Genomic DNA, 24,727 nt, shown 5'->3' on the forward strand with positions numbered 1-24,727 from the left:
GGATCGTGGCTTTCCCGGTACCGCGATGGCGAAGGCGGGGTGATTACGCCATCCAGACGGGCGAGACATTCGCATCGAGGGGAGCGATAGGCCGGCGAATGCGGCGATACGGAATTGCGGCGGCATCAGGCGGATAGGGACCGCCGCAATTCACGAAAATCACGTCGGCGGCGATCGGCGCGAAGGCTGTGTGAAAATGGCTTGCGGATTTGACCACGACGACCTTTTTCTTCGAGAGGTCGATCCCGAGCAATTCGAAGACGGCGGGGTGGAACGTCTGGGCGCGCTTGCTCGCCAGCACGACATCCAGCTTGCCGAGCCGCAACGAAGCTGCCGCCCCCAGGGAAACACGACTCTCCTGAAACGGAATGACGAGATCGCGCGTCGTGGCGACGACCTCGATTTCAGCATCGACAGGCATGCCCGAACTCGGCGCCGCCTTACCACCGAAGCGCAGTTGCAGGCGCGCGCCAGGGCCCGCCGCCAGGCAGAACGAGACAGCGACCGGATCCCAGAGCGCCCCGACCGCGGCATCGATGTCCGCACGCTCGCGCAGCGCGTGAACAAGAAACGTGCTGTCGCCGGCCACGCCGCCGCCCGGATTGTCCCAACGGTCGGCAAGCACGACAGGTTGACCGGCCACGCCTAGGGCGATGTCAATCGCCTCGGCTGGACCGGGCATGTACGGCATGCGGTTGGCGCCGAAAGCAAGGATACGGGCACCGAATTCAGCCGCCACGGATCGTCCCGTGTCCGGCGCATCGTCGCTGATGACGATGACCTTGGTGCCAACATCGTGGATGTCGGCCGCGGGAAAGCCGTGCACGACGGAGATGCTCAACACGCCGTCCCTGCCCTCGCGAGCAAGCATGTCGTCGACAAGGGCCCTGCCCGGTTCGCGGCTCGTCAGGAAGTTGGCGATGGCGCGGCAGTCGAGGACGCTCATCACCGGCGTGATTTCCTTGCGGGCGGCGCGCAAGGACAGATCCACCATGTCTTCCGCGCGTTCGAGGAAGTCGCTGTGCGGCACCTCCTTGAAGGTGACCAGGATCGTGGCCGCGTCGATCATCGCCTGAGTGAGATGGCAATGCGGATCGAGTTCGACCCCGATGACCACGTCCCGCCCCGCGATGGCGCGGGCCTGAGTCAGCAGATCGCCCTCACAATCGTCGTAGCCCTCGGCGATCATCGCGCCATGCAGGCCGAAAAGCACCACGTCGACGGGCATCGCGGCGCGCAACTGGTCCAGGATCTCGTTCCGTAACCCCTCATAGGCCTCGCGTGAAACCAGGCCGGCAGGCTCGGCCCAGGTCGCCGTCCCCTCGATCAAGGTAAATCCCTGCTCGCTGGCGCGTTTGCGGGCGGCAATAAAGGGCGCCGAACAGAGCGTAGGTGTCTCGGGATGTCCGCCGGGCGGGGCGTAGAAAGCGTCTTCGAAAGCGCTGCGGTCGATGCGGATCGGCGAAAACGTGTTCGTTTCGGTGGCCAGCGAAGCGACAAAGACCCTCATCTGCTTTTGCCAGGGGCCGGCGGAATACGCAGATCGGCGAGGCTGTTCTTCGCCTCGCGCAGGCGATCGAAAAGCACAGGCCCGCCACGGAGAGCCATCGCCGTCGTGATGATGTCGATCAGCACGGCGTGGGCCACGCGCGATGTCATCGGCGTGTAGATCTCGGTGTTCTCATGCGCGTCGATCTCGAGGACGATGTCGGCAGCAGCCGACAGCGCGGTGTTCGGCCGGGTGATGGCAATGACCGTGGCACCGCATTCGCGCGCCTTCAGCGCCATCGCCTCGATGTCGCGCACCATGCCGGTGTGGGAAAAGCAGAGCGCCACGTCGCCCTTGCGCAGCGTAGCGGCGGCAAGGCGCTGCAAGTGGGTATCGTCATACGCCACGACCGGTATGCCGAAGCGCATCAGCTTGTGTTGCGCCTCCATGGCCAGGATGCGCGCTGCACCGGCCCCGTAGCAATCGATACGCGGCGCGTTGGAGAGGATGTCGATGACGCGCGCAAGCACCTTCTGATCGATGGAACGGCGCAGCATCGTCAACGTGTAGATCGAGGAATCGACAAGCTTGTCGACGATCTGATCGAGCGGATCGCTGGAGGCGACCTCGCTATGCACATAAGGGGTTCCGGCGACGATGCTTTGTCCGGTGCGCAGCTTGAGCTCCGGATAGCTGGCCAACCCCATGGTGCGCACCAAGCGCAGCACGGTCGGCTGGCTGACGCCCACCTCTTCGGCCAATGTCGCGATCGACATATGGATGACCTTGTCCGGCGCCTCGAGCACGAACTCTGCCACCCGGCGCTCGGATGGCGAAAGCTCAGCCTTGCGGGCGGTCAAGACGTCAAGGAAGCGGTCGTCTCCTCCCGCATGGTCCGACGCTTCACATATCGTCATGCCGTTCTCCTATTCGAACGCGAACAAGGCTTCTACCTCGATGCAGGCTCCGAGCGGGAGCGTGGCAACACCGATGGTGGTACGACTATGTCGGCCGGGCTCGCCCATGATCTCCACGATCATGTCGGAGGCGCCATTCATCGCAGCGCCAGGCGCGACGAAGTCCGGCTCGGCATTGACGAAGCCACCCAGCCGAACGCATTTCGTGATCCGGTCGAGCGATCCCAGTGCCAGCTTCGCATGGGCGAGCACTTGCAACATGCAGAGACGCGCGGCAGCATAACCGTCCGCTTCCGTAATTTTACTCCCTAGCTTGCCTCGATAGGCTTCGGGTATCTTGCCGTCCGGCCCCACGCAGAGCTGCCCGGAGACATAAAGCAGGCCACCGATGATGTTGTAAGACGTATAATTTCCTTTCGATTCTGACACATAGGGAAGGTCCATATTGAGGCGAACCAAGCGGGACTCGATGGAAATACCGGTGGTCAAGGCATCCGCCTCCGTGCCATGATCGTTGTTGCTCCGGCCCGCTATTTGGCCACCCCGCCCCTTCCTATCCGGTTCAAGGCGCGTTGACGAGAGTATTTTCGTAATTTATCTACATGACGCCCGGCGGCCGCCGATGCCCTGCAGGATGCTGCGATGTTGGTACCTTGCCCACCTGCCGTTTCGATTGACCCAGTATCCGGTCGCCCGCGCCTCGAGCTGGCGCGCCTGCCGACACCTTTCGAGCCGGCACCACGACTGGCCGAGCACCTCGACATTGCATCGGTCTACGTCAAACGCGAGGACATGGCCGGCTATGCGCTCGGCGGCAACAAGCTTCGCCAGCTCGACTTCATCCTTGCCGAAGCAATCGAGGCGGGAGCTGACATGTTGATCGCCACAGCCGGCAGCCAGTCCAATTTCTGCCGGTCTTTGGCAGGCGCGGCAGCCAAGCTCGGTCTCGGCTGCCACCTGCATCTGCGCGCCAAAATGGGCACGGAGCATGTCGGCAACCTGCTCCTGAACGACATCTTTGGGGCGGACGTCACCTTCACCCAGAACACTGACCCCTGGCACCCGGCCATCAAGGATGAAATCGAGGCGATCGCCGAGGAGTACCGCAGGCAGGGGCGATCCCCCTTCGTCGTGCAACTGACGGGCGTGAGCGCCAATGTCGGCGTCGCCGGCTGGATGTCGGGTGCCGCCGAACTGGCCGAAGATTTCAAGACGATCGGGCAGACGCCCGACATCGTCGTCGCGGTCTGCGGTTCCGGGCTGACGGCGGCCGGATTGGCGCTTGGCTTCAAGCATCTCGGTGTCCCGACAAGGGTCATGGGCGTCAGCGCCCAGCAGCCCGAGGCGCGGCTCCGCAAGTGGATCATCGAGACCGCCAACGTTGCCGCCGCCTGGATGGGCCTCGAGACACGCCTGTCGGGGCAGGATTTCGACATCTTCGACGGCGAGATCGGCCCAGGCTACGGCCTCCCCTCCGCCGCGAGCCTCGCAGCCGTCAAGACCGCTGGCCGGCTCGAAGGGTTGGTTCTCGATCCCGTCTATACAGGCAAAGGCATGGCTGCCCTGATCGGCGCAGCCGAGAAAGGCCTGCTCGGCAAGGCATCCTCCATCGTCTTCCTGCATTCCGGCGGCACGCCAGGGCTGTTCACGCACGCGCCCGCCTTCGAACGCCCCGCACCCTAATGAAACACGACATGTCGAGAGCAGGCGGCCCCGCCCGGCTGGAGGTCGAACTCGATCGACGGGGTCGCCATGTCGGCGCCCTTTTCGTTCCGCACTCGCACGACCGCTCCGCCTATGGTCGCATCACGCTTCCGGTGATCGTGGTCAAAGGAGGCGACGGGCCGACCTTGCTGTGCACCGCGGGATTGCATGGCGACGAATATGAAGGGCAGTTTGCACTGTCGCGGCTGGCGCGGACACTCGATCCGGATCGACTGAGCGGACGAGTGATCCTGCTGCCAGTCGCCAATCCCGCCGCATCGGCGGCCGCCACGCGCACATCTCCCATCGACGGCGTCAACCTGGCCCGGTGCTTTCCGGGCCGGCCGGACGGCCAGCCCACCGAACAGATCGCGGATGGCATCTTCCGGCTGCTGCTGCCGTTGGCCGACTGCGTGGTGGACCTGCACAGCGGCGGCGGAACGCTCGACTATCTGCCATGCGCCTTTGGACGCCTGCCCGCAGACCGCGGACTGGCAGAGCGCACGCTGGATCTAATACTGGCCTTCGCGGCGCCTCATGCGATGGTGATGCGCAGTCCCGAGGCCAGCGCGACGCTGGTCTCGGCTGCATTGGAGCAGGGCATTCCTGCGATGGCGACAGAACTCGGCGGCGGCGGGTGCGTAACGCCCCGGACAATCGAAATCGCACGGGTCGGCATCGAGAGCGTGCTCGCTCATCTCGGCATGATCGGTTCGGCCATGCCCCTCGGGAAGGCGCGTCTGTTGGCCATCGAGCCGCAGGGCTTCCTGCGCGCGCCCGGTCGCGGCGCCTTTGAGCCCAGCCATGCGCTTGGGGAGACGGTGCGGGTTGGCGAAACCGCCGGGTGGCTCTGGGACCTGGAACGCGCCGACAAAGCCCCCGAGCAATTGCTGATACCGGACGATGGAATGATCGTGTGCCGCCGCGTGCCACCGATCTGTTCCGCCGCCGACGTGCTGCTCCATCTTGGACGAGACACGACGCGCGCCGAACTGCTCGGCGTCGCCTAGCAAGGAGGGGGAGGCCAAGGCCTCCCCCTCCCCGCTTCATTTCAGAAGCGCCTGTACGCGAACGGTCAGGTCGTCCATCGCCCGCTGCGGCGTCTTCATGCCAAGCACCGCAGCCTCTGCTTCTTCCTTGAAGAAGTCGGCGGCGCGCGCCGCTTCATTGAAAGCGGGCAGCGGCACGCGCGAGACGGCAAGGACCCGCCGCTCGTCCTGCGCATAGGGCAGCGCTTCGATGATGCGCGGATCGTCGTAGGTCGAGTTGCGGACCGGGCCATTTCCGTTGAGGGCAGCCCCCAGCGCCGCCTGTGGAGAAGACATCCACTTGATGAATTTCCAGGCCAGGTCCTTATTCTGGGAGTTCTTCGGGATCGCCATGCTCCAGAACTCGACTTTGGCGGGCGCAACCTCGTATTTCCCCCGCAGGGCCGTCGCGACCGGGAAGAACGTCGTCTTGATCTTGCCCGCGGCCTGCGACTTCTTCGGGTCGTTGTAGAGCCCGTTGCGGCTCATCGAGCTCATGGCCATCGCCGCGCGGCCCGTTTGCATCCAGGTGTTGGCGTCTTCGGCCTTCATGCCGGTCAGATTGCGCGGCACAGCGCCGGCCTCGAAGAGCTGACGGATGACGGTCAGCGCCTTTACCATCGGCTCGGAATTGGCGACGACCTTCATGTCAGGGGTAATGAAGTCGGCGTCCCAGGCGCGGGCAAAGGCGATCACCTCGGGATAAGCGACGCCGGGCAGGATGAAGCCCACGGCAGGCGTGCCATCGGGCCGCTTCCTGGTGCATTTCTTGGCTATGTCTATGAATTCTTCGATCGTTTTGGGCGGGCCGGAGACTCCGCACTCGGCGAAGATCTCCTCGTTGTAGTGCAACCCGGTCGAAGCATGGCGGAACGGCACGGCAAACAGCTGCCCATTGAAGGTCACCGCACTCACGAGGCCGGGAAAGATGTCGCCGAAATTCTCGATCGGGTCGCTCTTCATGTAGGCGTCGAGCGGCTCGAACAAGGTGGCGACGCGCGGCGTCGCGTAGGTGTTGAGCAGGAACGCGACATCGATAGTCGATTGGTCGAGCGAAGCTTCGCGAAACACGCGATCGTGCAGCGGCCCGGTCTCGAACGTCGCCCAGTTGATGCCGGCGCCATTCGCCTTCGTGAAACCCGCGACGACGTCGCCGCCCGCTGTACCATTGGACACATTCTGCAGGACGCGATGAGCGAACACGTTCAGTTGCTTGCCCTGCGCGAACGCCCGATCAGCCGCATAAGGCATGGCGCAAGCGGCCGCGGCCCCGGCGACGAAATGCCGTCTCGTCAAGCGCATTGGCTTCCTCCCTTGCTTGTTCAAATTCCGCGACGCTCAGGGCCTCTTTTTTAGTTCGCGCCCGCGCGAAACCCGCTTTTCCTGTCCCTTATCCCTATGTAGAATAATTACACAAAATGGCGAAACACAAGGGAAAAATCACGATAATTGGCGATCTCTTTTATATTTACTACATGGCGTTCTCGAGCTTGCCCAAAGCGGCGTTTGACGCTTGCGATACGCCCGGACCCGTTGATCCAGCTCATTGTTCATCGCCAGGGTGAACCGCCCCGGCGTCGCCGGTGCCATTTGGTTCGAACCGAGTTTCTACGGGTCCGATCTCATGTGGTCGGGCGCCTCGGCTTCCGCCCGAAAGCGGGCGACCACCAGCTGCCTTCGATCGTGGACCCTATCGCCTGATATCGCGACATCGAGAGTGCATCAGTCGCAATGGCTCACGTCAATGGATTGCTGATGGGCGGTATGCGCCAATAGCAGACGTTGCAGGGGTGCCCCGAAAGCAGCGTAGTTGTTGCGCACGCTCGCGGTCTGCCCGTGCGAGCGGCGGCGATCATTGCGGGAAATCAGATCGTCGTTTTGGCGCATTCCATGCGGCTTGGTCTCACCAACGCAGGAAGCGAGGCAGGATGAGCGCGCCGAGCCCAGCAACGATCGCAGTCGCGATCGTGTACCAGGTCGCCAGGAAGGGCGCGGTATCATCCGGGCAGTGCAAGCTGTAGGCGACGGTGGCGAGTCCTGCCGAGGCGAGCCCTGCGCAAGCCCCGGTCAGGACAGCGTCGACCGGGGCACCGCGGCGCGCCAGTACCAGCAGTACGGCCAACGGAAGCAGTGCGTAAAGCGGTACTGCGATCAAGCAGGCTCGCCAGTAGCGACCGAAGATCAAGGCACTCCACTGGTCGGCCGGTGCCTGAACCAGTGTGAACACGGCCCAGCCCGCGGCGACCAGCAATGGCACCGCGACGAACGGCAGATGCCGCGCCGGTTTCAGACCCGGCCGCAGACTGTTCTGGAACAGCACGAGCGCGATGGTGGCGATGCTGGCCCCGAACGCGGCTTTGGCGATGATCGGAAGCGTCATCCAGGCCCTGGCGAAATCAGGCCGGGCACCGAGCACGAGCAGCGCGAGGCCGGCCGTGAGCGAGAGCGCGACGATGGCGCAACACCATGTGGCGCGGCGCAGCCAGCCGGTATCGACCGGCCGGGCGCTCGCACTCATAAGGGAGATCAAATCGTCGGTTTGCATGTCCGATCTTCGGTGACGCAAGGGCTTATCGGGAGTTCGCTGGAAGCTGGCGAAAGGTTACAGGACGCCGATGATGTATGCGCTCCGTCATGGTTTCGCCCTGCGTTTCGAGAGGAATTTCGCCATGGCCTGCAGGCCGCGATGGATCGCGACCTTGGCCGCGGTCTCCGTCATTCCCACGGCACCGGCCGCATCGGCGACGCTGGCACCCTGGAGCTTGACCTGATCGATCAGCCCCCGCGTGCGTTCGGGCAGCGTCTCCATCGCGCGCGCCAGATCGAGCCTGGCATCGGCGGCGGCGTCCTCCGGCGGACCGGCAAGACCGGAAGCTTCGTCCTCGAGCGGGAGGGCGTCGGCATGGCGGCCCGAGCGGCGCAGATGATCGACCAGCTTGTAGCGCGCGATCGCGTGCGCCCAGGCCGTCACGGGGCTGGCGGCATCATAGGTGTGGCGGGACAGGTGCAGCGCCAGCAAGGCCTCCTGCAGCACGTCCTCCGTCTCGCCCGCGTCGGTTCGGCCGGCGCGTGCCAGCATCTGACGCAGATAGCCGCGCAGCCTGACGCTGATCGTATCGAGAAAGAGGCGATAGGCTGCGGCATCGCCGGCAAGAGCCGCGAGGAAGATCGGTCGGAGCTGGGTTTCGAGCTCTTGCAGCGACATATCTTGCGCATTTCGCACGGGGATTCGCAGCCCGAATCCGTTGCATGCCGGGTGCGGGCTCACAAGCCCGCGATGCCAGGGTGAAGGGCGCGCCGCGCATCGCTACGCTCGCGCAGGGGCACAAGGCGTCATCGCGCGGCGGAGAGTTGGCAAATGGCGAAAGGGCTGGGAATCGCTACTGCGCTGGCCGGCTGCATGCTCGCGGTTTCGGCTGTCGCGCAGGCGCCCGCCCCTCCCAGGCCCAACGATGCCTGCCCTGCCGGTTCGGGCTGCAGCGTGGCAAGCGGCCATTATCGTATCGTGCTGCCGCCCAAAGTCGCCGCCGAGCGGACGGTCGGCGCGATCATGTATTTCCATGGCTATCAGGAAACGGCCGAGACGGTGGTCGCCGATCCCGGCCTCGTCGCGATCGCCCGACGTCTTGGGGTCGCTCTCATCGCACCGGACGGTGCCGCCCGGTCATGGTCCTTTCCCGGTTCGCCGGCGAAGCAGCGCGACGAGTTCGTTTTTGTCGGGCAGGTACTTGAGGACGTCTTCGCGCGCTTTCCCGTCGACCGCGGCCGCATTCTCGCGAGCGGCTTCTCACAAGGCGGCTCGATGGTCTGGTATCTCGCCTGCCGGATGCCGACGCGCTTCGCGGCTTTCGCGCCGATCGCGGGCGCTTTCTGGGAGCCTTTGCCCGAGAGCTGCGCACGCCCGCGTCCGCCTTTGATCCATGTCCATGGCACGAGCGATACGACCGTTCCGCTCGCCGGCCGCAGATTACGCTCCGGCGTCCGGCAGGGCGATGTCTTCACCAGCCTTGCGATCCTCGCGCCCGGCGGCTGTACCGCGGACTGGGCCGAAGCTGCCCGCGCCACCCCAGCGCCGGAAGGTCTGGCCTGCCGGATTGCGACGACCTGCGGCGGCAAGGCGCGGCTGGAGCTCTGCCTGCATGGCGGCGATCATATCGCCGACGCGAGCTGGGTCGAACGCGCCTGGCGACTGCTGATGCCGGCCGGGCCAGCAGCTTCCGCGACCAAGCTCACGTCTCCGTGATCGTGTAACCAAACCGGCATCCGGTGCGATCTCTCCCGCAGAGCCGCTCCCGCGGCCACGCGGAGAGAGACGATGCGTCATGAACGGATAGCAGTCGCGGAGCCGGCGGGAATAGCCGATCCGGAAGACGGTATGACCGGCGCCGATCTCGTGGCTGCCCAGCTCGCAGCCGCGGGCGCGACCCATGCCTTCGGCATTCCCGGCGGCGAAGTGTTGGCGCTGGTCGATGCGCTCGAACGCTCTGGCATCCGGTTCGAGCTCGCTCGGCACGAAAACGCGGCGGGCTTCATGGCGGAAGGGCTCTGGCACGCGACCGGCGCTCTGCCCGTCCTGGTCGCGACCCTAGGCCCGGGCGTCGCCAATGCCGTCAATGTCGTCGCCAATGCGCAGCAGGACCGCGTGCCTCTCATCTTCGTGACCGGCTGCGTCGATCAGGCCCTGGCCGAAAGCTACACGCATCAGGTGTTCGACCATCAGGCCATGCTGCGCCCGCTGGTGAAGGCGAGCTTCCGTGCGGCGCCGGGCACCGAGGATCTGGTCGTCGCCAAGGCCGTTGCGCTCGCCCGGCGCGGGCGGCCGGGGCCGGTCCATATCGACCTACCGATCTCCGTCGCGGAAGCCCGCGCCAGCCGGCGCGCAGCGCCCGCCATTCTGCCTGCACCCCCCTCCATTCCGGCTGATCTCCAACCCGCTCAGGCGCTTGTCGCAGCCGCACGGAGGCCGCTGGTCATCGCCGGACTGGACCTCATCGAGGGGGGAGCGGCAGCGCTTGATCGCTTCATCACCGTAACAGGCGCCCCGCTGCTCACGACCTACAAGGCCAAGGGGTTGGTGCCCGAGGATGATCCGCGCGTGATCGGGGCCGTCGGCCTCTCGCCCAAGGCCGATGCGCTCGTGCGCCCGCTGATCGAGGCCGCCGACCTGATTGTGCTCGCCGGCTATGACCCGATCGAGATGCGTCAAGGCTGGCGCCATCCCTGGCCGACCGGCAAAGCCGTCATCGACATCGTCGCCGAACCGATCCAGCACGGCATGCATCATTCCAGCCTGCTGCTGGAGGGCGATGTCGGCACGATCCTGACGCGGCTATCGGACGGACTGGCGGCAGCGCACGCCATCTGGCCGGGTCGCGAGCCCGACGCGATCCGCGAAGCCTTTCGCTCCGCCTTTGCCGCTCCCGCGAACTGGGGGCCGCATGCCGTCTTCGAAACGCTGCAACGCGTCGTCCCCGCAGGCACGGTTGCGGCCGCCGATTCAGGGGCACATCGAATCCTGTTCAGCCAGATGTGGAGCTGCGACGGGCCGCGCCGCCTGCTGCAGTCGAGCGGACTCTGCACCATGGGCTGCGCCCTGCCGCTGGCGACCGGCGCGGCACTCGGCTCGGGCCGGCCGGTTCTGTGCTTTGTCGGCGATGCCGGGCTCGAGATGGTGCTGGGCGAGCTGGCGACGCTGCGCGATCTCGGCCTGCCGGTGATCGTCGTCGCCCTGGTCGACAGAGCGCTCGGCCTGATCGCGCTGAAGCAGCGCCAGCTCGGCCTGCCTCGCGCCGGTGTCGATATCGGCGAGACCGATTTCGCCGCCGTCGCCCGCGCGCTGGGCGGGCATGGCGCGACGATCGACGACCGCGAGACGCTTGTCCGCGAAGCCGAGGCGGCCTTCCGGCGCGACGGCTTCACCATCCTTGCCTGCCGCATCGATGCGGCGAGCTACGAGGAAGCGTTCTGATGGCTGCGCTCCCCGCCACGGCGGCGAAGCGTCCCCGCGACGAGCGGCTCGATCTCTTTCGCGGCCTGACCATGCTGATCATCTTCGTCGCGCATCTGCCGGAGAACAGCTGGAATGCCTGGATCCCCGCGCGTTTCGGATTCTCGTCCGGCGCCGAGCTCTTCGTCTTCTGCTCCGGCATCGCCAGTGCGCTCGCCTTCGGCGGGGTCTTCGTCAGGCGCGGGCTCGCCATGGGCACGGCACGCATCGCCTACCGAATCTGGCAGGTCTACTGGGCGCAGATCGGCCTCGTCCTCGGCCTGATCGCGCTTGTGGCCGGGCTGGACCGCATCTTCGGGTTGGCGGAGATCGCGCGCCAGTTCGCGCCCTTGCTGTCCGATCCCGAACAGGCGCTGCTCGGTTTGGTCACGCTGACCTGGCAGCCGGACTATCTCGATATCCTGCCGATGTATCTCATCATCCTGGCGCTCGTGCCGGTGATGATGCTGGCGCGCCGCCTCCACGCCGCCTTGCCCTTCCTGATCGCGGCCGGACTCTATGCAGCGGTCTGGAGCACCGGCCTCAACCTCTCCGGCAATCCCTGGAACGGTGCCGGCTGGTTTCTCAATCCCTTCTCCTGGCAATTGATCTTCTTCATCGGCTTTTTCATCGGCATGGGGTGGCTGCCGCTCCCCCGCCTCGGCCTGCGCCGGCTGATGCTCGCTGCCGCAACCTTCCTCCTGTTGTCGGTGCCGCTGTCCTTCTGGGGCATCCTCGAGCATTGGCCGTTCGCGCAGGCGATGCGCGATCTCCTGATTCCGGCCAGCGAGAAGACTGATCTGCATATCCTGCGCGTGCTGCACTTCCTGGCGCTCGCCTATCTCGTTCTCAGCCTGATCGAGCCGTGGCGGGACCGCCTCGACCGCGGTGCGGGCCATCTCCTCATCCTGATCGGACGACAGTCGCTCGCCTGCTTCCTGGCGAGTGTCGTGCTGGCGCGTTTGCTCGGCACGATCGCCGACATGGCCGGGCGGGGCGAGTTTCTGGTCGCGCTGCTCAATCTCGCCGGCTTCGCGCTGATCCTCGCCACCGCGCTCGTGGTCGGATGGTTCAAGAGCGCGCCCTGGGCCGGTCCGGGACGCAAGCCTCAAGACGAGACCCGCCACGCGCCGATCGCGCAGACCTCGCTGACTACACGGGTCCGTGAGGCGAGTTGAACGCCGCTTGATCGCGCCGTTGCGAACTCCCTCACAAGCGCCCCTTCACGGCGCGGGAATGGAGCAGCCCATGTCTTACGCCGTCCATCACGATCTCTCCAGCGACCGGATCACCGTTGCGAGCGATGCCGCGCGCCTCGCCTGGAACGACACGCTCGAAGCGCTGATGGCCCACGCCGCCGCGACGCCTGAGCATCTCGCCCGGACGCTCGCTGCCGATTCCGATTTCGCGCTGGCCCATGCCGCCAAGGGGCTGATGCTGCTCTCGCTGGCGCGGGGCGAGCTGGTCGCCCCGGCGCGCGATTGCCTCGGCAAGGCGCGGGCGGCCACGCTGCTGCGTCCGGTCACCCGGCGCGAGGCAATGGTCATGGAGGCGCTAGCGTTCTGGCTCGACGATCAGCCGCGCCGTGCGGCCGAGCGGCTGGAGGCGATCCTGCTCGCCCATCCCTTCGACGTTCTGGCGCTCAAGCTCTCGCATGGCCTGCGCTTCATGCTCGGCGACCAGGCCGAGATGCTCGCGATGCTGAACCGCTTCGCGCCGGCCTTCGGCGAGCGGCATCCGCTCGCCGGCTTCGTCCATGGCTGCCATGCCTTCGCGCTGGAAGAGCGCGGCTTCTATGCCCAGGCCGAGCATGCCGGCCGCCGGGCCGTCGCCTTGAGTCCGCGCGACGCCTGGGGCCGCCATGCCGTCGCTCATGTGCTGGAAATGACCGGCCGTGCCAACGAAGGCATCGCCTGGCTCGGCGACGGACGCCATGTCGCCCATGCCAACAACCTGCGCTTCCATATCTTCTGGCACCTCGCCTTGTTCCGGCTGGAGCGCGGCGAGACCGGCGAGGCGTTGCGGCTCTATGATGAGGAGGTCCGCGTCGAACCGACCGACGACTATCGCGACATCGCCAATGGCGCCTCGCTGCTAACCCGGCTCGAGTACGCCGGCGTCGATGTCGGCGATCGCTGGGAAGAGCTCGCGGCCAAGGCCGAAGCGCGCATCCATGACGGGCGCCTCGTCTTCGCCGATCTGCACTATGCCCTGTCCCTGCTTGGCGCCGGCCAGACCGACGGGGCCGAGGCGATCGCCCGCAGCCTGATCGAAGACGCCGAGGCCCATCCGAGCGGCGAGCGGCGCGACGCCGCCCGCAGCGGCGCGTGCGCGGCCTTCGGACTGATCGCCTTCCACGAGGGCGACTATGACGAGGCCGCTCGTCTGCTCGGTTCCGCCCGCAATGGCTTGCTCGCGATCGGCGGCAGTCATGCCCAGCGTGACCTGTTCGAGCAGGCCTATGCCGAAAGCCTGATCCGCTCGGGCCAATACGATCGCGCCGCCGAGATCCTCGGCGAACGGCTGGCGCGCCGCGGCGGCGCAAACCTCTTCGCTGCCCGCCGGCTGGCACAACTGCGCCATCGCGGCGCCGGGCGGCTTGCCGCGCTCACCATCGCTTCGACCCCGCTCGCCATTGCTCACTGACCTTAGGAAGGGACGAACACACCATGACCACCGCGACCATGACCGGCGGCTTCGCGCTGCCCTCCACCCGCACCGTCATCAATCTTGCGCTCGGCGGCTTCGCCGGCCTCGGCTTCTGGGAATTGTTCTCGGCCGTGCCGACCGCCTGGTTCGCCGAATACCCGCTGGAGCCGCCGGAGCTGGTGAAGTCGCTCTTCTTCCATCAGCTCGGCCTGACGATCTCGACGCCGACCGCCAAGCTTTTGCATTTCGTCACCGGCTTCCTGTTCTATCCGCTCGGATACTGGGTGGTGACCCGCTGGGTGAAAAGCTTCGGCATGCCGGCCGATGGCTGGATCTGGGGCGTGATCACCTATTTCATCGCGCTCGCCTTCTTCGCGCCGCTGGCCGGGCAGCATTTTCTGCTGAACGATGTGCCGCGCCTCTCCTTCATGAGCCTCGTCGGCCACGCGATCTACGGTTACCTCGCGGCCTATGTCTTCGAGGCGCTGGAAGCGCGGCGAGCCTGAGGGAGGGGCGTCATGCTCGACAGACGCAAGTTCATCGCCTTTTCGGCGGCAGCACTGGCTGGCGCCGGCAAGGCCCAGGTCGATGCTCCCCGCCCCGTCAATACGCTCGGCTCGACGGACGGTGTCGCGATCCGCGGCTATGATCCCGTCGCCTATTTCCGCGACGGCGGGCCGCGGCTCGGCAAACCCGAATTTTCGGTTCGGCATGGCGGCGCCGTCTGGCGCTTTGCCAGCGCCGAGCACAAGGCGCTGTTCGAGGCCGCCCCGGAGCGCTATTTGCCGGCCTATGGCGGCTTCTGCGCCTATGGCACGTCGCGCGGCTATCTCGTGAAGATCGAGCCGGAAGCCTGGTCGATCGTCGATGGCCGGCTCTATCTCAACTACGATATCGGCTTGCGGAAGACCTGGCTCGGGCGGACGAAGACCTATATCGCCCGCGCCGAGGGCAACTGGCCGCGTCTGACGACGAAGGATGTCCGTTAGGCCGAACGAGTCTGAGCGCCGATGGCAGGTATCGTTCGCCTGCCAGAAACGGACATTTGAATCAGGTGAGGCGCGGTTGAAAGGTTATGCAAGGGGCGATGGGGACGCCCGCCCGGGGGCGAGCGTCCTGACAAGCGAAAACGAGTCTACATCGCAGGCAGAACCGCGATGTCCCTCGCAGCAGCGCCGAGGCCCGAGACCTTGCCCACCGCAGTCGCCTTACCGGTCGCAAGGTCGACCTTGTGCAGCGCGCCGTCAGCAAGCAGCCAACCGGTATTGGAGCCGTCGGCAGCCGTCTCGATGTCGAAGGCGACCGCTTTAGGCATGACGCCGAGCTTGCCGACCGCGCCGAGAACGCCGTCATTGGGCGGCGCCTGCTTGATCAGGCCGCCGATCTTGCCGTCGATGTCGTAGAGCGCCGTTTCCTTCGTACCCTTGACGGAGTTGGTGTAAGCGCCGGCCACGATCATGGGGGCTTCACCCTTGTGCATATCGGTCTCGGCGAATTTCAGCTTGCCGTCGATGGTGGTCTTGCCGTCGTCGACATTGACGCGAAGGTTGGTGCCGTCCGAACCGATCACGCGGAGCCGGTCGGCGGCCGGGTTGAAATCGACCGTGGCCATGGCGCCGGCGGACAGCACGGTGTCCATCTTGGACTTCATCGTCGCCTTGCCGGTCTTGTCGATCGTGTAGATCGTGCCGTCTACCGCGAGCGCGTAGAGCATGCCGTCGGCCGGCCTGACGTCGATGCCCGCGATCTTGCCGGCGATGCCGGAGACCTTCATCTGCTTGCCGGCCTTGAGGGTCGCCGTATCGACCATGGTCAGCGTGTCGTCGCCGGTGAGAGCCGCGAGCATGGCGGCCTGCGCGGCGATCCCGCCGCCGAGAAACGTGGAAACGACGAGGGCTAAACGGATCGTCTTGGTCATCTTGTCCTCCGGTTCTGTCGGGCGCCGCGGGGTTGGTGCCTGCTGGCGACGCTGATGCCGGATAGAGCCGGGGCAAGGCCTTGGATGCGTTCGAAAAAATAAACCTGTCAGGGTGCATCCATCGCGGCGCAGGCAGCGTATCCTCCCGTCGTGCCGCCCAACCGGGGTCGCCGAGCTTAGGGATTCCGCATGGCCGTCGATGCCGCGCAATCGCAGGGAGCAGGCATCGAGCAGGCGCTGGCAGCCTGCGCCGGCGGCGATAAAAACGCGCTCCGGCGCATCTACGACCAGGAATGCCCGCGTATGATCGGTGTGGCGCAGCGCATGCTGAAGCGTCGCGCCCTGGCGGAGGAAGCAGTGCAGGACAGTTTCATCCTGATCTGGCGGCATGCGGGGCGCTTCGACCCGCAACGCGGTTCGGGCCTGACCTGGATCTACACCATCCTGCGCAACCGCTCGCTATCGATCCTGCGTGACGAGCGGCGGATGGAGACCGATGAAAGCCCGATTGGCCAGGAGGCTGCGAGCGAGGAGGATGATCCGGAAACCGTGATGGCGAAGCTCTCCGATGCCAAGGCATTGCGCGGCTGCCTAGAGACCCTGCCGGCTCCGCGGCGCGGGATGGTGCTGCTCGCCTTCGTGCAGGGGCTGAGCCATGGCGAGATCGCCGGCAGGCTCGGCATGCCGCTCGGGACGGTGAAATCGTGGATCCGCCGTTCGCTGATCGCACTCAAGGAGTGCCTCGGATGACGTTGGAACCAGATCGCGAGATCGTCGCGGGCGAGTATGTGCTGGGCCTGCTCGACGGCGCCGAGAAGGCGGCGTTCGAGAGGCGGATGGCGGGTGACACGAAGCTGGACGCCGCGGTCGCCCGCTGGCAGGCGCGGCTGGCGCCGATCGATGCCACCGCCGGGGCGATCGAACCGTCGACAGAGCTGTGGCAGCGTATTGAAAACGGCCTCGACCAAGCTCCCGTTCGCAGCCAAGCCATGGCCTCGCAGTCCATGCTCGGCGTACGACTCTTGCAATGGTGGGACAGCCTTTGGCTCTGGCGCGGCGCCGCCTTTGCCGGTGTTGCCGCCGCGCTCTTGCTCGCCTTCGGGCTCGTCGCTGCGCTCGATCGTGCGCGTCGCCAGCCCGTGATGGTCGCCGTCCTGCTGACCGAAACCAATGTCGCCGCGGCTGTGGTGAACACGTTCGCCGACGGGCGCGTCGAGTTGCTGCCACTTCAGGACATCGCTGTACCGCAGGGCCGTGCCCTGGAAATCTGGACATTGTGGGACCGTGCTGCGGGGCCGCGCTCGGTCGGCCTCATCGACCGGGCTCGCGCCGTGCCCCTGCGACTGGACAACCTGCCGCTGGGGGCCGACCAGCTCTTCGAGATCACGGTAGAGCCTGCCGCCGGTTCTCCAACCGGACGCCCGACAGGCCCGATCATCGCGAAGGGGCTGACCGCAAGGCGCCTCTAGGAGATTCGCGCAAACGGATGCGGTGGGACACGCCGCGCCCGTCAGCGGCCTTGCAGGGCGATCAGGTTGACGTCGATCATCCGGGCGCGGAAGCCGACCTCGCAACAGCAGAGATAGAACTCCCGGAGCCGGCGAAACGGCTCGGGTCGTGTCCTCCAGCTCAAACGACACCGGCCGGCCGGTCTTCTGCTGGATAATCGATGTCCTCAACCTCACGGTTCCGCCTAGGACAACATCGCCTACTCGTAACGGCACCAAATCACAGCCGCGCAGTTTGCTGTCGATCGCGAGATTGAACATCGCTAGATCCCGCACGTGTCGGTCGTGCTGCAGCCGTGTCCTGATGGCCCATATGTGGCGCGGTTTCAGAGGCGGCTTGAGGCTAATGATGCGCCCATTGTCCCAGGCGGGGCGCTGATGGGGCACTTGAAATTCGACAAGCCTGACGCGCCCTCTATGTGAAGGCCGCATCCAAAACCATGATAACTCATTCGTTTCATCACTGCGCGCCACGAGAGGACATTGAGCGCCGGCCGGAATCCAGACATTGCGGCCGACGCTCGGTGGCTCACTCCCAGCTCAGCGCGCCGCCGTTCTGATACTCGATGACGCGGGTCTCGAAGAAGTTCTTCTCCTTCTTGAGGTCCATCGCCTCGGACATCCAGGGAAACGGGTTCTCGGTCTCGGCGAAGACGGGCGGAAGCCCGAGCTGCGCGCAGCGGCGGTTGGCGATGAAATGCATGTACTGCTCGCAGAGCGCTGCGTTCAGGCCCAGGAAACCCCTCGGCATGGTGTCGCGACCGTAGGCCGCTTCCAGCTCGGCGGCTTCACGGAGCATGCCGCGCACCTCGTCCTGGAAGGCCTTGGTCCAGAGATGCGGGTTCTCGATCTTGATCTGGTTGATCACGTCGATGCCGAAGTTCAGATGGATCGACTCGTCGCGCAGGATGTACTGGTACTGCTCGGCGATCCCCACCATCTTGTTGCGCCGGCCGAGCGAGAGGATCTGCGCGAAGCCGGTGTAGAACCACATGCCCTCGAAGATCACATAGAAGGTGATCAGGTCGCGCAGCAGGGCCTGGTCGTTCTCGGGCGTGCCCGTGCTGAACGCGGGGTCCTCAATGCTCTGCGTATGCTTCAGCGCCCAGGCCGCCTTGTCGGTGATCGAGGGCACCTCACGGTACATGTTGAACAGTTCACCCTCGTCGAGGCCGAGGCTCTCGACGATGTACTGGAAGGTGTGGGTGTGGATCGCCTCCTCGAAGGCCTGGCGCAGCAGGTACTGCCGGCATTCGGGATTGGTCAGATGACGGTAGATCGCCAGCACGATGTTGTTGGCGACGAGGCTCTCGGACGCCGCGAAGAAGCCGAGATTGCGCTTGAGCATGCGCCGCTCGTCCTCGGAAAGCCCATCCTTCAACTTCCACAGCGCGATGTCGGCCTGCATCGAGACCTCGGTCGGCATCCAGTGGTTGTTGCAGCCGGAGAGATACTTCTCCCAGGCCCATTTGTACTTGAGCGGCAGGAGCTGGTTCACGTCGGCGCGCGCATTGATCATGCGCTTCTCGTCGACGGTGACGCGGCCGCCATTGCGGTCGATTTCGCCGAGGCCGGTGGCGTCAGGCGTGGAGGATGGGTTGGTCAGGATGGCTGGGTTGGCCGGGGTCGCCGGCTTGGTGTCGGACCAGTCGAGCATGGGATTTCCGTTCGATCAATGTGAGGGCTGGCCGCTGCCTCCCCGTCATGCTCGCCCCTGCGGCGAGCATCCACGTCTTGAACACCGCTCTCGACGAACGAAGACGTGGATGGTCGGGACAAGCCCGACCATGACGTTGGAAGTCACGAGGCTGGGAAGGCGATTACTGGCAGGCTTCGCAGGTCGGATCGTCGATCGAACAGGCGTTGGGCACGGCCATGCCGTTCTCCAGGGGGATGTCGACGATGATCGGCGCGGCTGCCTTTGCTGCGACGGGCACGGTCGCCGACACGGCGTTGAGCTTGCCGTCCGTGCCCTTCAGCGTCGATTTCTCGACATGGGTCGCCGACAGGGCGCGCAGGTAATAGGTTGTCTTCAGACCCAACCGCCAGGCCAGCCGATAAGCCTCGTCGAGCTTCCGGCCCGAAGGTTGCGCCATGTAGAGGTTCAGCGACTGGCCCTGGTCGATCCATTTCTGCCGGCGGGCTGCCGCCTTGATCAACCATTCCGTCGGGATCTCGAAGGAGGTCGCATAGAGCGCCTTGAGATCGGCCGGGACGCGATCGATCTGGCTGACCTTGCCGTCATAGTATTTCAGGTCCGAGACCATCACTTCGTCCCAGAGCCCCCTCGCCTTCAGGTCATGGACGAGCCCGGCATTCACGACGGTGAAATCGCCCGACATGTTCGCCTTGACGTAGAGCTGGCTGTAGCTCGGCTCGATCGACTGCGAGACACCGACGATGTTGGAGATCGTCGCGGTCGGCGCGATCGCCATCGTATTGGAGTTACGCATGCCGGTGGTCTTCACCCGTTCGCGCAGGCCCGCCCAGTCGAGCGTCGCGGAGCGGTCGAGTTCGACACCGCCCTCGCGGGCTTCCGAGAGGATATCGAGCGAGTCGATCGGCAGGATGCCCTTCGACCAGAGCGAGCCCTCGAAGCTCGGATAGCGACCGCGCTCGGCGGCGAGATCGACGGAAGCCGAGATCGCATGGAAGCTGATCGCCTCCATCGACGTATCGGCGAAGGCAACCGCCTCCTCAGACGCTGCGGCCAGGCGCAGGGTCTGGAGCGCATCCTGGAAACCCATCAGGCCCAAGCCCACCGGGCGATGGCGCATGTTCGAGCGGCGCGCTTCGGGGATCGTGTAGAAATTGATGTCGACGACGTTGTCGAGCATGCGCATCGCGGTCTTCACGGTGCGGGCGAGCCGAGCCTGATCGAGGCCCTCGGCGGTCACATGCGCCGCGAGGTTGACCGAGCCGAGATTGCAGACCGCGACCTCGTCGGCCGAGGTGTTGAGCGTGATCTCGGTGCAGAGATTGGACGAATGCACCACGCCGGCATGCTGCTGCGGCGAGCGCAGATTGCAGGCATCCTTGAAGGTGATCCAGGGATGGCCGGTCTCGAACAGCATGGTCAGCATGCGCCGCCAGAGATCGACCGCCTTGATCCGCTTGAAGACCTTGATGCCGCCGGACGCCGCCTTCGCCTCATAGGCCTCGTAGGCCATCTTGAACGGCTTGCCATAGAGGTCGTGCAGGTCGGGCACCTCGTCCGGCGAGAACAAGGTCCAGTCGCCGCCGGCCTCGACGCGCTGCATGAACAGGTCCGGAATCCAGTTCGCCGTATTCATGTCATGGGTGCGCCGGCGGTCGTCGCCGGTGTTCTTGCGAAGATCGAGGAATTCCTCGATGTCGACATGCCAGGTTTCGAGATAGGCGCAGACCGCGCCCTTGCGCTTGCCGCCCTGGTTGACGGCGATGGCGGTGTCGTTGGCGACCTTGAGGAAGGGCACCACGCCCTGGCTTTCGCCGTTCGTCCCCTTGATATGGGCGCCGAGACCGCGCACCGGCGTCCAGTCATTGCCCAGCCCGCCCGAGTACTTGGCGAGGAGCGCGTTGTCCTTCACCGCCTTGAAGATGCCGTCGAGATCGTCGGCGACCGTCGTCAGGAAGCAGGAGGAGAGCTGCGGACGCAGCGTGCCCGAATTGAACAGGGTCGGCGTCGAGGCCATGAAATCGAAGGACGAGAGCAGGTTATAGAATTCGATCGCCCTGCCCTCGCGGTCGATCTCGCGGATGGCGAGGCCCATGGCGACACGCATGAAGAAGGCCTGCGGCAGCTCGAAGCGATTGCCACGGACATGCAGGAAATAGCGGTCGTAGAGCGTCTGGAAGCCGAGATAATCGAACTGGAGGTCGCGCTCCGGCTTCAGCGCCGCCGCGATGCGGGCGATGTCGAAGCGCCCGAGTTCGGGATCGATCAGCTCGTTCTCGATGCCGGTCTTGAGATAGGCGGTGAAGTAGTCGCCGTAGCCGGCCGCCATCTCCTCCTGCGTCGCCTGCTCGGCATGGCCATGGACGAAACTCAGGGCCTCGCGGCGGAGCTTGTCGAGCAGGAGGCGGGCCGAGACCTTCGAATAGTTCGGCTCGCTCTCGATCAGCGTGCGCGCGGCCAGGATCGGTGCCAGTGCCAGTTCGTCGAGCGAAATGCCGTCATAGAGATTGCGGCGGGTTTCGGTCAGGATCGGCTCGGCCGCGACGCCGTCGAGCCCGGCACAGGCCTCGCGCACGACCTTGTCGAGGCGGGCGGCATCGAGCGGAACCAGCGTGCCATCGGTGAGCTTCATCTGAAGCGACGGCGCCGCAGCGGCAGCCGGCTTCGCCTCGGCTTGCGCCCTCGCTCGTTCCTGCGCGCGTTCGGCGCGATAGAGCACATAGGCGCGGGCGACCTTGTGATGCTCGCCGCGCATCAAAGCGAGCTCGACCCGATCCTGCACGTCTTCGATGTGGAAGGTGCGGCCGGTCGCGGCGCGGCGGGTCAGGCCGGACACGACCTGCTCGGTGAGGTCGGCAACGACATCGTGGATACGGCGGGACGCGGCGGCGCTGGCGCCCTCCACCGCGAGGAAGGCCTTGGTCAGCGCGACCGCGATCTTCGAGGGGGCGAAGGGCGTCACCGCGCCATTGCGGCGGATCAGCTGGTAGCCGGGCTCCGCCGCAGCAGCGCGCGGCGGAGAAACAGGTTCGGCACCCAGCGGCGCCGGCAAAGGCCGTTCGGCTTCGAGAGAAAGAGACATCGGCATCAACCCCAAGATGTTGGGGGCAAAGGCCAGAGCGGTTGCGTTGAAAAGGCGCACGGTGGCGGCCTGTCAGCGCACCACCGGGACACCCCGCCCGTGGACGAATACTAGGGTCGCGGCAGGTCTCCTGGCTCGCGGGTCATCGCCGTCGCCCCGTCTTCCCAGAGCCAATCGGCTCCAGTGACAACGTTGGGGCGGTGGCTCACCGCTTACAGTTGCGGGGGCAGCGTCGGCGTTACACCGACTTCCCTCTTAGCCTTCGACTCGATGAGCTGAAGGACCGTGACCACAACATCTTGTGTGAGCTGAGCAGCGAGAGTCAATAACTTGTCCACGATCGTCCACTCCGCTCTTCGGACCTGCTACTTGTCGGAGCCTGTGGTTGGCAGCGAGCGCGCAGCACCGATTGCTGGCGTTGGTACATGGCGCGGAACCGGGCATCGCCTGTGTCGTCACGTGATGGGGAAGCCACGACACCGCGGCATCACTTATTCTCCGCCATTTCGCGGAGGTGACCGACGAAGAGGGCCGACAGCGGGGACAAGGTTCGGCCGCCCTTCTTCACGAGACTGATCTGCCTCTCGAACCCTGCTGCCTCGATCATGCGCGACCGGATCATCGGATAGGCATCGATTTCCTTGGCCGATGAAGGCAGGATCGCGATGCCCAGGCCGGCCTGCACCATCCCTACGGCCGTCATCATATAGGTCACTTCGACCGCTGGGCGCGGGATCAGCCCCGCGGCATGAAAACCGGCCTCGACCACGGCGCGGACGCTGGTATCGGGATCCATCATGATCAGCGGGTATCGCATCAGCAGGTCAGGGGTGACGAGCTGCGCCTCAGCGAGGGCGTGAGCCTGCGGAAAGACGACATGCATGCGATCTTCGATCGTCAGCAGCACATCGACATCGATTGCATTCGTCGGCCCACCCGTGACCCCGATATCAACCTCTTCCGCTTCGACCAGGGTCAGGACGCGCCGGGCGATCACGTCGCGGATGCGGAAATTGGCGCCCGGGTGCGCGATACGGAACGAAGCGATGGCTTTCGGCAGCAGGGCGGCGGCGGCGGTGGGCAGCGCGGCGATCTTGATCAGGCCCTGATAGCCGGCTCCGTGGCTGCGAACCTCGGCAATGACACCATCCAGATCCTGGACGAGCCGGCCAAGGACCGGGAGAAGATCGCGCCCCATCTGCGTCAGCGCGACCGAGCGCGAGTTCCGGTCGAACAGCCTGACGCGAAGGGCCTCTTCGAGCTTCCTGATCTGCACGGTCAAGGTGGGTTGCGCCACATGCAGCAGCGCCGCGGCACGGGTGAAGCTACCCAACCGCGCGACGGCCACGAAAGCCCTGATCTGGCGGAGATTGAGATCCATAGTAAAATGCTATTGCAGAGATTGAACCATTTCAATTGATTGATGGTCGCGCTGGCTCCAGCCTTGCCGGATGCGAACCATCAGGATCGGTGCCGGGGCAGGTTTCGCGGGGGATCGGATTGAGCCCGCCGTCGAATTGGCCTGCCACGGGCATCTCGATTATCTCGTCTTCGAATGCCTGGCGGAGCGGACGATAGCGCTTGCCCAGCAGGCGCGTCTCGCGGATTCGGACAAGGGCTACGATGTCCTGCTTGAGCAGCGGATGTCTGCTGTTCTCCCTGCCTGCCGCAAGAACGGCACACGGATCATCACCAATATGGGCGCGGCCAACCCACTGGCGGCTGCGGAACGGGTTCGCGATGTCGCGCGCCGGCTAGGCCTCGCTGGCCTGAAGGTCGCGGCCGTGACCGGCGACGATGTACTCGCAGCCATAAGCGGCAGCGCGCTCTCGCTTCTGGAAGGCGGCACGCTGGCCGACCTGGACAATCGCATCGTCTCCGCCAATGCCTATATCGGTGCGGGTCCGATCGTCGAGGCGCTGGCGGCGGGTGCCGATGTCGTCGTCACCGGGCGTGCGGCCGATCCGGCGCTGTTCCTGGGACCGCTGATCCATTCCTTCGGCTGGGCTAAGGACGATTGGGAAAAGCTCGGCAAGGGCGTGCTGGCCGGGCATCTGCTCGAATGCGCCGGACAGATCACCGGCGGCTATTTCGCCGATCCGGGCGTGAAGGATGTCGCGGGACTGGCGCGCCTCGGCTTTCCGATCGGCGAGGTCTCCGAGAACGGCGATCTCATCGTGACCAAGCTCGAAGGGACCGGCGGCGCCGTCACGACCGCCACGGTCAAGGAGCAACTCCTCTACGAGATCGAGGACCCGGTGCGTTACCTGCAGCCCGATGTCGTGGCGGATTTCTCGCAGGTCCGTGTGCGGGCGGTCGGGCCTGACCGGGTTGCGGTCGATGGCGGGAACGGTGCGGCGCGGACCGGCCTGCTCAAGGTCTCGGTCGGCTATGTCGACGGCTGTGTCGGCGAGGGCCAGATTTCCTATGCCGGGACGGGAGCCGTCGAGCGCGGCCGCCTGGCGCTCGAGATCGTGCGCGAACGGCTGGCGCTCACCGGCGTGCCGATGACGGAGGTTCGTTTCGACCTGATCGGCGTCGATGCGCTGCACGGCGCCGCGCTGTCGCAGGGCGGTGCTCCCTACGAAGTCCGCCTGCGCGTGGCGGCGCGCACCGGAGCGGCGGCCGATGCGGTGGCGATCGGCAACGAGGTCGAGGCGCTTTACACCAACGGCCCGGCAGGCGGCGGAGGCGTGTCGAAATCGGTCCGACAGGTCGTCGCGATCGCCTCGGCCCTGGTGCCTGAAAGCCTCGTCCAGACACAGCTCAGCATTTTCGAGGCCTGACGC

General features: G+C 65.6%; 21 protein-coding genes, 1 pseudogene and 1 riboswitch. Of the genes and pseudogenes, 11 read left to right on the forward strand and 11 right to left on the reverse strand.

The features are described from left to right. Positions 1–43: 43 nt before the first annotated feature. From WFK61_RS12285 to WFK61_RS12295, 3 genes are read right to left on the reverse strand one after another with little or no spacing between them, the layout of a single operon-like run. On the reverse strand, positions 44–1,510 hold the full coding sequence (locus tag WFK61_RS12285) for a M81 family metallopeptidase (protein WP_336811993.1): 1,467 nt from the start codon (positions 1,508–1,510) through the stop codon (positions 44–46). Continuing rightward, the gene (locus WFK61_RS12290; RefSeq protein WP_336811995.1) at positions 1,507–2,406 is read right to left on the reverse strand and encodes an SIS domain-containing protein; all 900 of its coding nucleotides are present in this window, start codon (positions 2,404–2,406) and stop codon (positions 1,507–1,509) included. The genes WFK61_RS12285 and WFK61_RS12290 overlap by 4 nt, the downstream gene beginning before the upstream one ends. A gap of 9 nt (positions 2,407–2,415) precedes the next feature. Then, complete coding sequence (locus tag WFK61_RS12295) at positions 2,416–2,895, reverse strand: RidA family protein (RefSeq protein WP_336811996.1); 480 nt, start codon at positions 2,893–2,895, stop codon at positions 2,416–2,418. Between the two features lie 153 nt (positions 2,896–3,048). Between WFK61_RS12295 and WFK61_RS12300 the strand changes: the two genes are divergently transcribed. After that, a complete protein-coding gene (locus WFK61_RS12300; protein ID WP_336811997.1) occupies positions 3,049–4,089 on the forward strand; it encodes a 1-aminocyclopropane-1-carboxylate deaminase/D-cysteine desulfhydrase in 1,041 nt (346 codons plus the stop codon). An 11-nt stretch (positions 4,090–4,100) separates the two neighbouring features. Beyond that, positions 4,101–5,120: a succinylglutamate desuccinylase/aspartoacylase family protein gene (locus tag WFK61_RS12305; protein ID WP_336811998.1), complete on the forward strand. Its 1,020-nt coding sequence runs from the start codon at positions 4,101–4,103 to the stop codon at positions 5,118–5,120. Between the two features lie 36 nt (positions 5,121–5,156). Here WFK61_RS12305 and WFK61_RS12310 read toward each other — a convergent pair whose 3' ends face one another. The 3 genes from WFK61_RS12310 to WFK61_RS12320 form a co-directional block, all read right to left on the reverse strand. Beyond that, positions 5,157–6,440: an extracellular solute-binding protein gene (locus tag WFK61_RS12310; protein WP_336812000.1), complete on the reverse strand. Its 1,284-nt coding sequence runs from the start codon at positions 6,438–6,440 to the stop codon at positions 5,157–5,159. Between the two features lie 601 nt (positions 6,441–7,041). Next, positions 7,042–7,683 carry a DUF1109 domain-containing protein gene (locus tag WFK61_RS12315; RefSeq protein ID WP_336812002.1) on the reverse strand — a complete coding sequence of 214 codons (642 nt, stop codon included), beginning with the start codon at positions 7,681–7,683 and terminating at the stop codon, positions 7,042–7,044. Between the two features lie 87 nt (positions 7,684–7,770). Then, the gene (locus WFK61_RS12320; RefSeq protein WP_336812004.1) at positions 7,771–8,343 is read right to left on the reverse strand and encodes a sigma-70 family RNA polymerase sigma factor; all 573 of its coding nucleotides are present in this window, start codon (positions 8,341–8,343) and stop codon (positions 7,771–7,773) included. A 153-nt stretch (positions 8,344–8,496) separates the two neighbouring features. Here WFK61_RS12320 and WFK61_RS12325 point away from each other — a divergent pair, with 153 nt between their 5' ends. From WFK61_RS12325 to WFK61_RS12350, 6 genes are all read left to right on the forward strand, one after another. After that, a complete protein-coding gene (locus WFK61_RS12325; protein ID WP_336812006.1) occupies positions 8,497–9,381 on the forward strand; it encodes a CE1 family esterase in 885 nt (294 codons plus the stop codon). Positions 9,382–9,513: 132 nt separating this feature from the next. Beyond that, positions 9,514–11,106 carry a thiamine pyrophosphate-binding protein gene (locus WFK61_RS12330; RefSeq protein WP_336812008.1) on the forward strand — a complete coding sequence of 531 codons (1,593 nt, stop codon included), beginning with the start codon at positions 9,514–9,516 and terminating at the stop codon, positions 11,104–11,106. After that, positions 11,106–12,302: an OpgC family protein gene (locus WFK61_RS12335; protein ID WP_336812010.1), complete on the forward strand. Its 1,197-nt coding sequence runs from the start codon at positions 11,106–11,108 to the stop codon at positions 12,300–12,302. Before WFK61_RS12330 ends, WFK61_RS12335 begins: the two co-directional genes overlap by 1 nt. A gap of 70 nt (positions 12,303–12,372) precedes the next feature. After that, positions 12,373–13,770, forward strand: coding sequence for a tetratricopeptide repeat protein (locus WFK61_RS12340; protein ID WP_336812012.1), 1,398 nt, complete (start codon positions 12,373–12,375; stop codon positions 13,768–13,770). A 23-nt stretch (positions 13,771–13,793) separates the two neighbouring features. Further along, positions 13,794–14,279 (forward strand): hypothetical protein, encoded by a 486-nt coding sequence (locus WFK61_RS12345; protein ID WP_336812014.1) that lies wholly within the window; start codon positions 13,794–13,796, stop codon positions 14,277–14,279. Between the two features lie 12 nt (positions 14,280–14,291). Beyond that, positions 14,292–14,762: a YHS domain-containing (seleno)protein gene (locus WFK61_RS12350; RefSeq protein WP_336812016.1), complete on the forward strand. Its 471-nt coding sequence runs from the start codon at positions 14,292–14,294 to the stop codon at positions 14,760–14,762. A 146-nt stretch (positions 14,763–14,908) separates the two neighbouring features. On the opposite strand, the gene WFK61_RS12355 is transcribed toward WFK61_RS12350, so the two are convergent. Continuing rightward, entirely contained in the window at positions 14,909–15,691 is a 783-nt protein-coding gene (locus WFK61_RS12355; RefSeq protein WP_336812018.1) for a DUF4394 domain-containing protein, read from the reverse strand. 189 nt (positions 15,692–15,880) lie between these two features. Here WFK61_RS12355 and WFK61_RS12360 point away from each other — a divergent pair, with 189 nt between their 5' ends. Next, on the forward strand, positions 15,881–16,441 hold the full coding sequence (locus WFK61_RS12360; protein ID WP_336812020.1) for a sigma-70 family RNA polymerase sigma factor: 561 nt from the start codon (positions 15,881–15,883) through the stop codon (positions 16,439–16,441). After that, positions 16,438–17,160, forward strand: a complete 723-nt coding sequence (locus tag WFK61_RS12365; RefSeq protein WP_336812021.1) for an anti-sigma factor — start codon at positions 16,438–16,440, stop codon at positions 17,158–17,160. The genes WFK61_RS12360 and WFK61_RS12365 overlap by 4 nt, the downstream gene beginning before the upstream one ends. A 141-nt stretch (positions 17,161–17,301) precedes the next feature. Here WFK61_RS12365 and WFK61_RS12370 read toward each other — a convergent pair. From WFK61_RS12370 to WFK61_RS12385, 4 genes and pseudogenes are all read right to left on the reverse strand, one after another. Beyond that, positions 17,302–17,631 (reverse strand): annotated as a pseudogene (locus tag WFK61_RS12370) (site-specific integrase); the annotation flags it as partial. A gap of 97 nt (positions 17,632–17,728) precedes the next feature. Continuing rightward, a complete protein-coding gene (locus WFK61_RS12375; protein ID WP_336812022.1) occupies positions 17,729–18,856 on the reverse strand; it encodes a ribonucleotide-diphosphate reductase subunit beta in 1,128 nt (375 codons plus the stop codon). A 163-nt stretch (positions 18,857–19,019) separates the two neighbouring features. Beyond that, on the reverse strand, positions 19,020–21,938 hold the full coding sequence (locus WFK61_RS12380; RefSeq protein ID WP_336812023.1) for a ribonucleoside-diphosphate reductase subunit alpha: 2,919 nt from the start codon (positions 21,936–21,938) through the stop codon (positions 19,020–19,022). A gap of 103 nt (positions 21,939–22,041) precedes the next feature. Next, a riboswitch (cobalamin riboswitch) is annotated at positions 22,042–22,241 on the reverse strand. A 184-nt stretch (positions 22,242–22,425) separates the two neighbouring features. After that, a complete protein-coding gene (locus WFK61_RS12385) occupies positions 22,426–23,319 on the reverse strand; it encodes a LysR family transcriptional regulator (RefSeq protein ID WP_336812024.1) in 894 nt (297 codons plus the stop codon). Between the two features lie 70 nt (positions 23,320–23,389). On the opposite strand from WFK61_RS12385, the gene WFK61_RS12390 reads away from it, so the two are divergent. Beyond that, positions 23,390–24,724, forward strand: coding sequence for an acyclic terpene utilization AtuA family protein (locus WFK61_RS12390; RefSeq protein ID WP_336812026.1), 1,335 nt, complete (start codon positions 23,390–23,392; stop codon positions 24,722–24,724). Positions 24,725–24,727 lie beyond the last annotated feature (3 nt).

Source organism: Allobosea sp. MMO-172, assembly GCF_037147855.1.
Classification (GTDB): domain Bacteria; phylum Pseudomonadota; class Alphaproteobacteria; order Rhizobiales; family Beijerinckiaceae; genus Allobosea.

Excerpts from the sequence above, each read along its gene's own strand:
- WFK61_RS12285 (WP_336811993.1), bottom strand. The coding sequence starts at position 1,510 with ATGAGGGTCTTTGTCGCTTCGCTGGCCACCGAAACGAACACGTTTTCG.
- WFK61_RS12290 (WP_336811995.1), bottom strand. The coding sequence starts at position 2,406 with ATGACGATATGTGAAGCGTCGGACCATGCGGGAGGAGACGACCGCTTC.
- WFK61_RS12300 (WP_336811997.1), top strand. The coding sequence starts at position 3,049 with ATGTTGGTACCTTGCCCACCTGCCGTTTCGATTGACCCAGTATCCGGT.
- WFK61_RS12305 (WP_336811998.1), top strand. The coding sequence starts at position 4,101 with ATGTCGAGAGCAGGCGGCCCCGCCCGGCTGGAGGTCGAACTCGATCGA.
- WFK61_RS12310 (WP_336812000.1), bottom strand. The coding sequence starts at position 6,440 with ATGCGCTTGACGAGACGGCATTTCGTCGCCGGGGCCGCGGCCGCTTGC.
- WFK61_RS12315 (WP_336812002.1), bottom strand. The coding sequence starts at position 7,683 with ATGCAAACCGACGATTTGATCTCCCTTATGAGTGCGAGCGCCCGGCCG.
- WFK61_RS12320 (WP_336812004.1), bottom strand. The coding sequence starts at position 8,343 with ATGTCGCTGCAAGAGCTCGAAACCCAGCTCCGACCGATCTTCCTCGCG.
- WFK61_RS12325 (WP_336812006.1), top strand. The coding sequence starts at position 8,497 with ATGGCGAAAGGGCTGGGAATCGCTACTGCGCTGGCCGGCTGCATGCTC.
- WFK61_RS12330 (WP_336812008.1), top strand. The coding sequence starts at position 9,514 with ATGACCGGCGCCGATCTCGTGGCTGCCCAGCTCGCAGCCGCGGGCGCG.
- WFK61_RS12335 (WP_336812010.1), top strand. The coding sequence starts at position 11,106 with ATGGCTGCGCTCCCCGCCACGGCGGCGAAGCGTCCCCGCGACGAGCGG.
- WFK61_RS12340 (WP_336812012.1), top strand. The coding sequence starts at position 12,373 with ATGTCTTACGCCGTCCATCACGATCTCTCCAGCGACCGGATCACCGTT.
- WFK61_RS12345 (WP_336812014.1), top strand. The coding sequence starts at position 13,794 with ATGACCACCGCGACCATGACCGGCGGCTTCGCGCTGCCCTCCACCCGC.
- WFK61_RS12350 (WP_336812016.1), top strand. The coding sequence starts at position 14,292 with ATGCTCGACAGACGCAAGTTCATCGCCTTTTCGGCGGCAGCACTGGCT.
- WFK61_RS12355 (WP_336812018.1), bottom strand. The coding sequence starts at position 15,691 with ATGACCAAGACGATCCGTTTAGCCCTCGTCGTTTCCACGTTTCTCGGC.
- WFK61_RS12360 (WP_336812020.1), top strand. The coding sequence starts at position 15,881 with ATGGCCGTCGATGCCGCGCAATCGCAGGGAGCAGGCATCGAGCAGGCG.
- WFK61_RS12365 (WP_336812021.1), top strand. The coding sequence starts at position 16,438 with ATGACGTTGGAACCAGATCGCGAGATCGTCGCGGGCGAGTATGTGCTG.
- WFK61_RS12375 (WP_336812022.1), bottom strand. The coding sequence starts at position 18,856 with ATGCTCGACTGGTCCGACACCAAGCCGGCGACCCCGGCCAACCCAGCC.
- WFK61_RS12380 (WP_336812023.1), bottom strand. The coding sequence starts at position 21,938 with ATGTCTCTTTCTCTCGAAGCCGAACGGCCTTTGCCGGCGCCGCTGGGT.
- WFK61_RS12385 (WP_336812024.1), bottom strand. The coding sequence starts at position 23,319 with ATGGATCTCAATCTCCGCCAGATCAGGGCTTTCGTGGCCGTCGCGCGG.
- WFK61_RS12390 (WP_336812026.1), top strand. The coding sequence starts at position 23,390 with ATGCGAACCATCAGGATCGGTGCCGGGGCAGGTTTCGCGGGGGATCGG.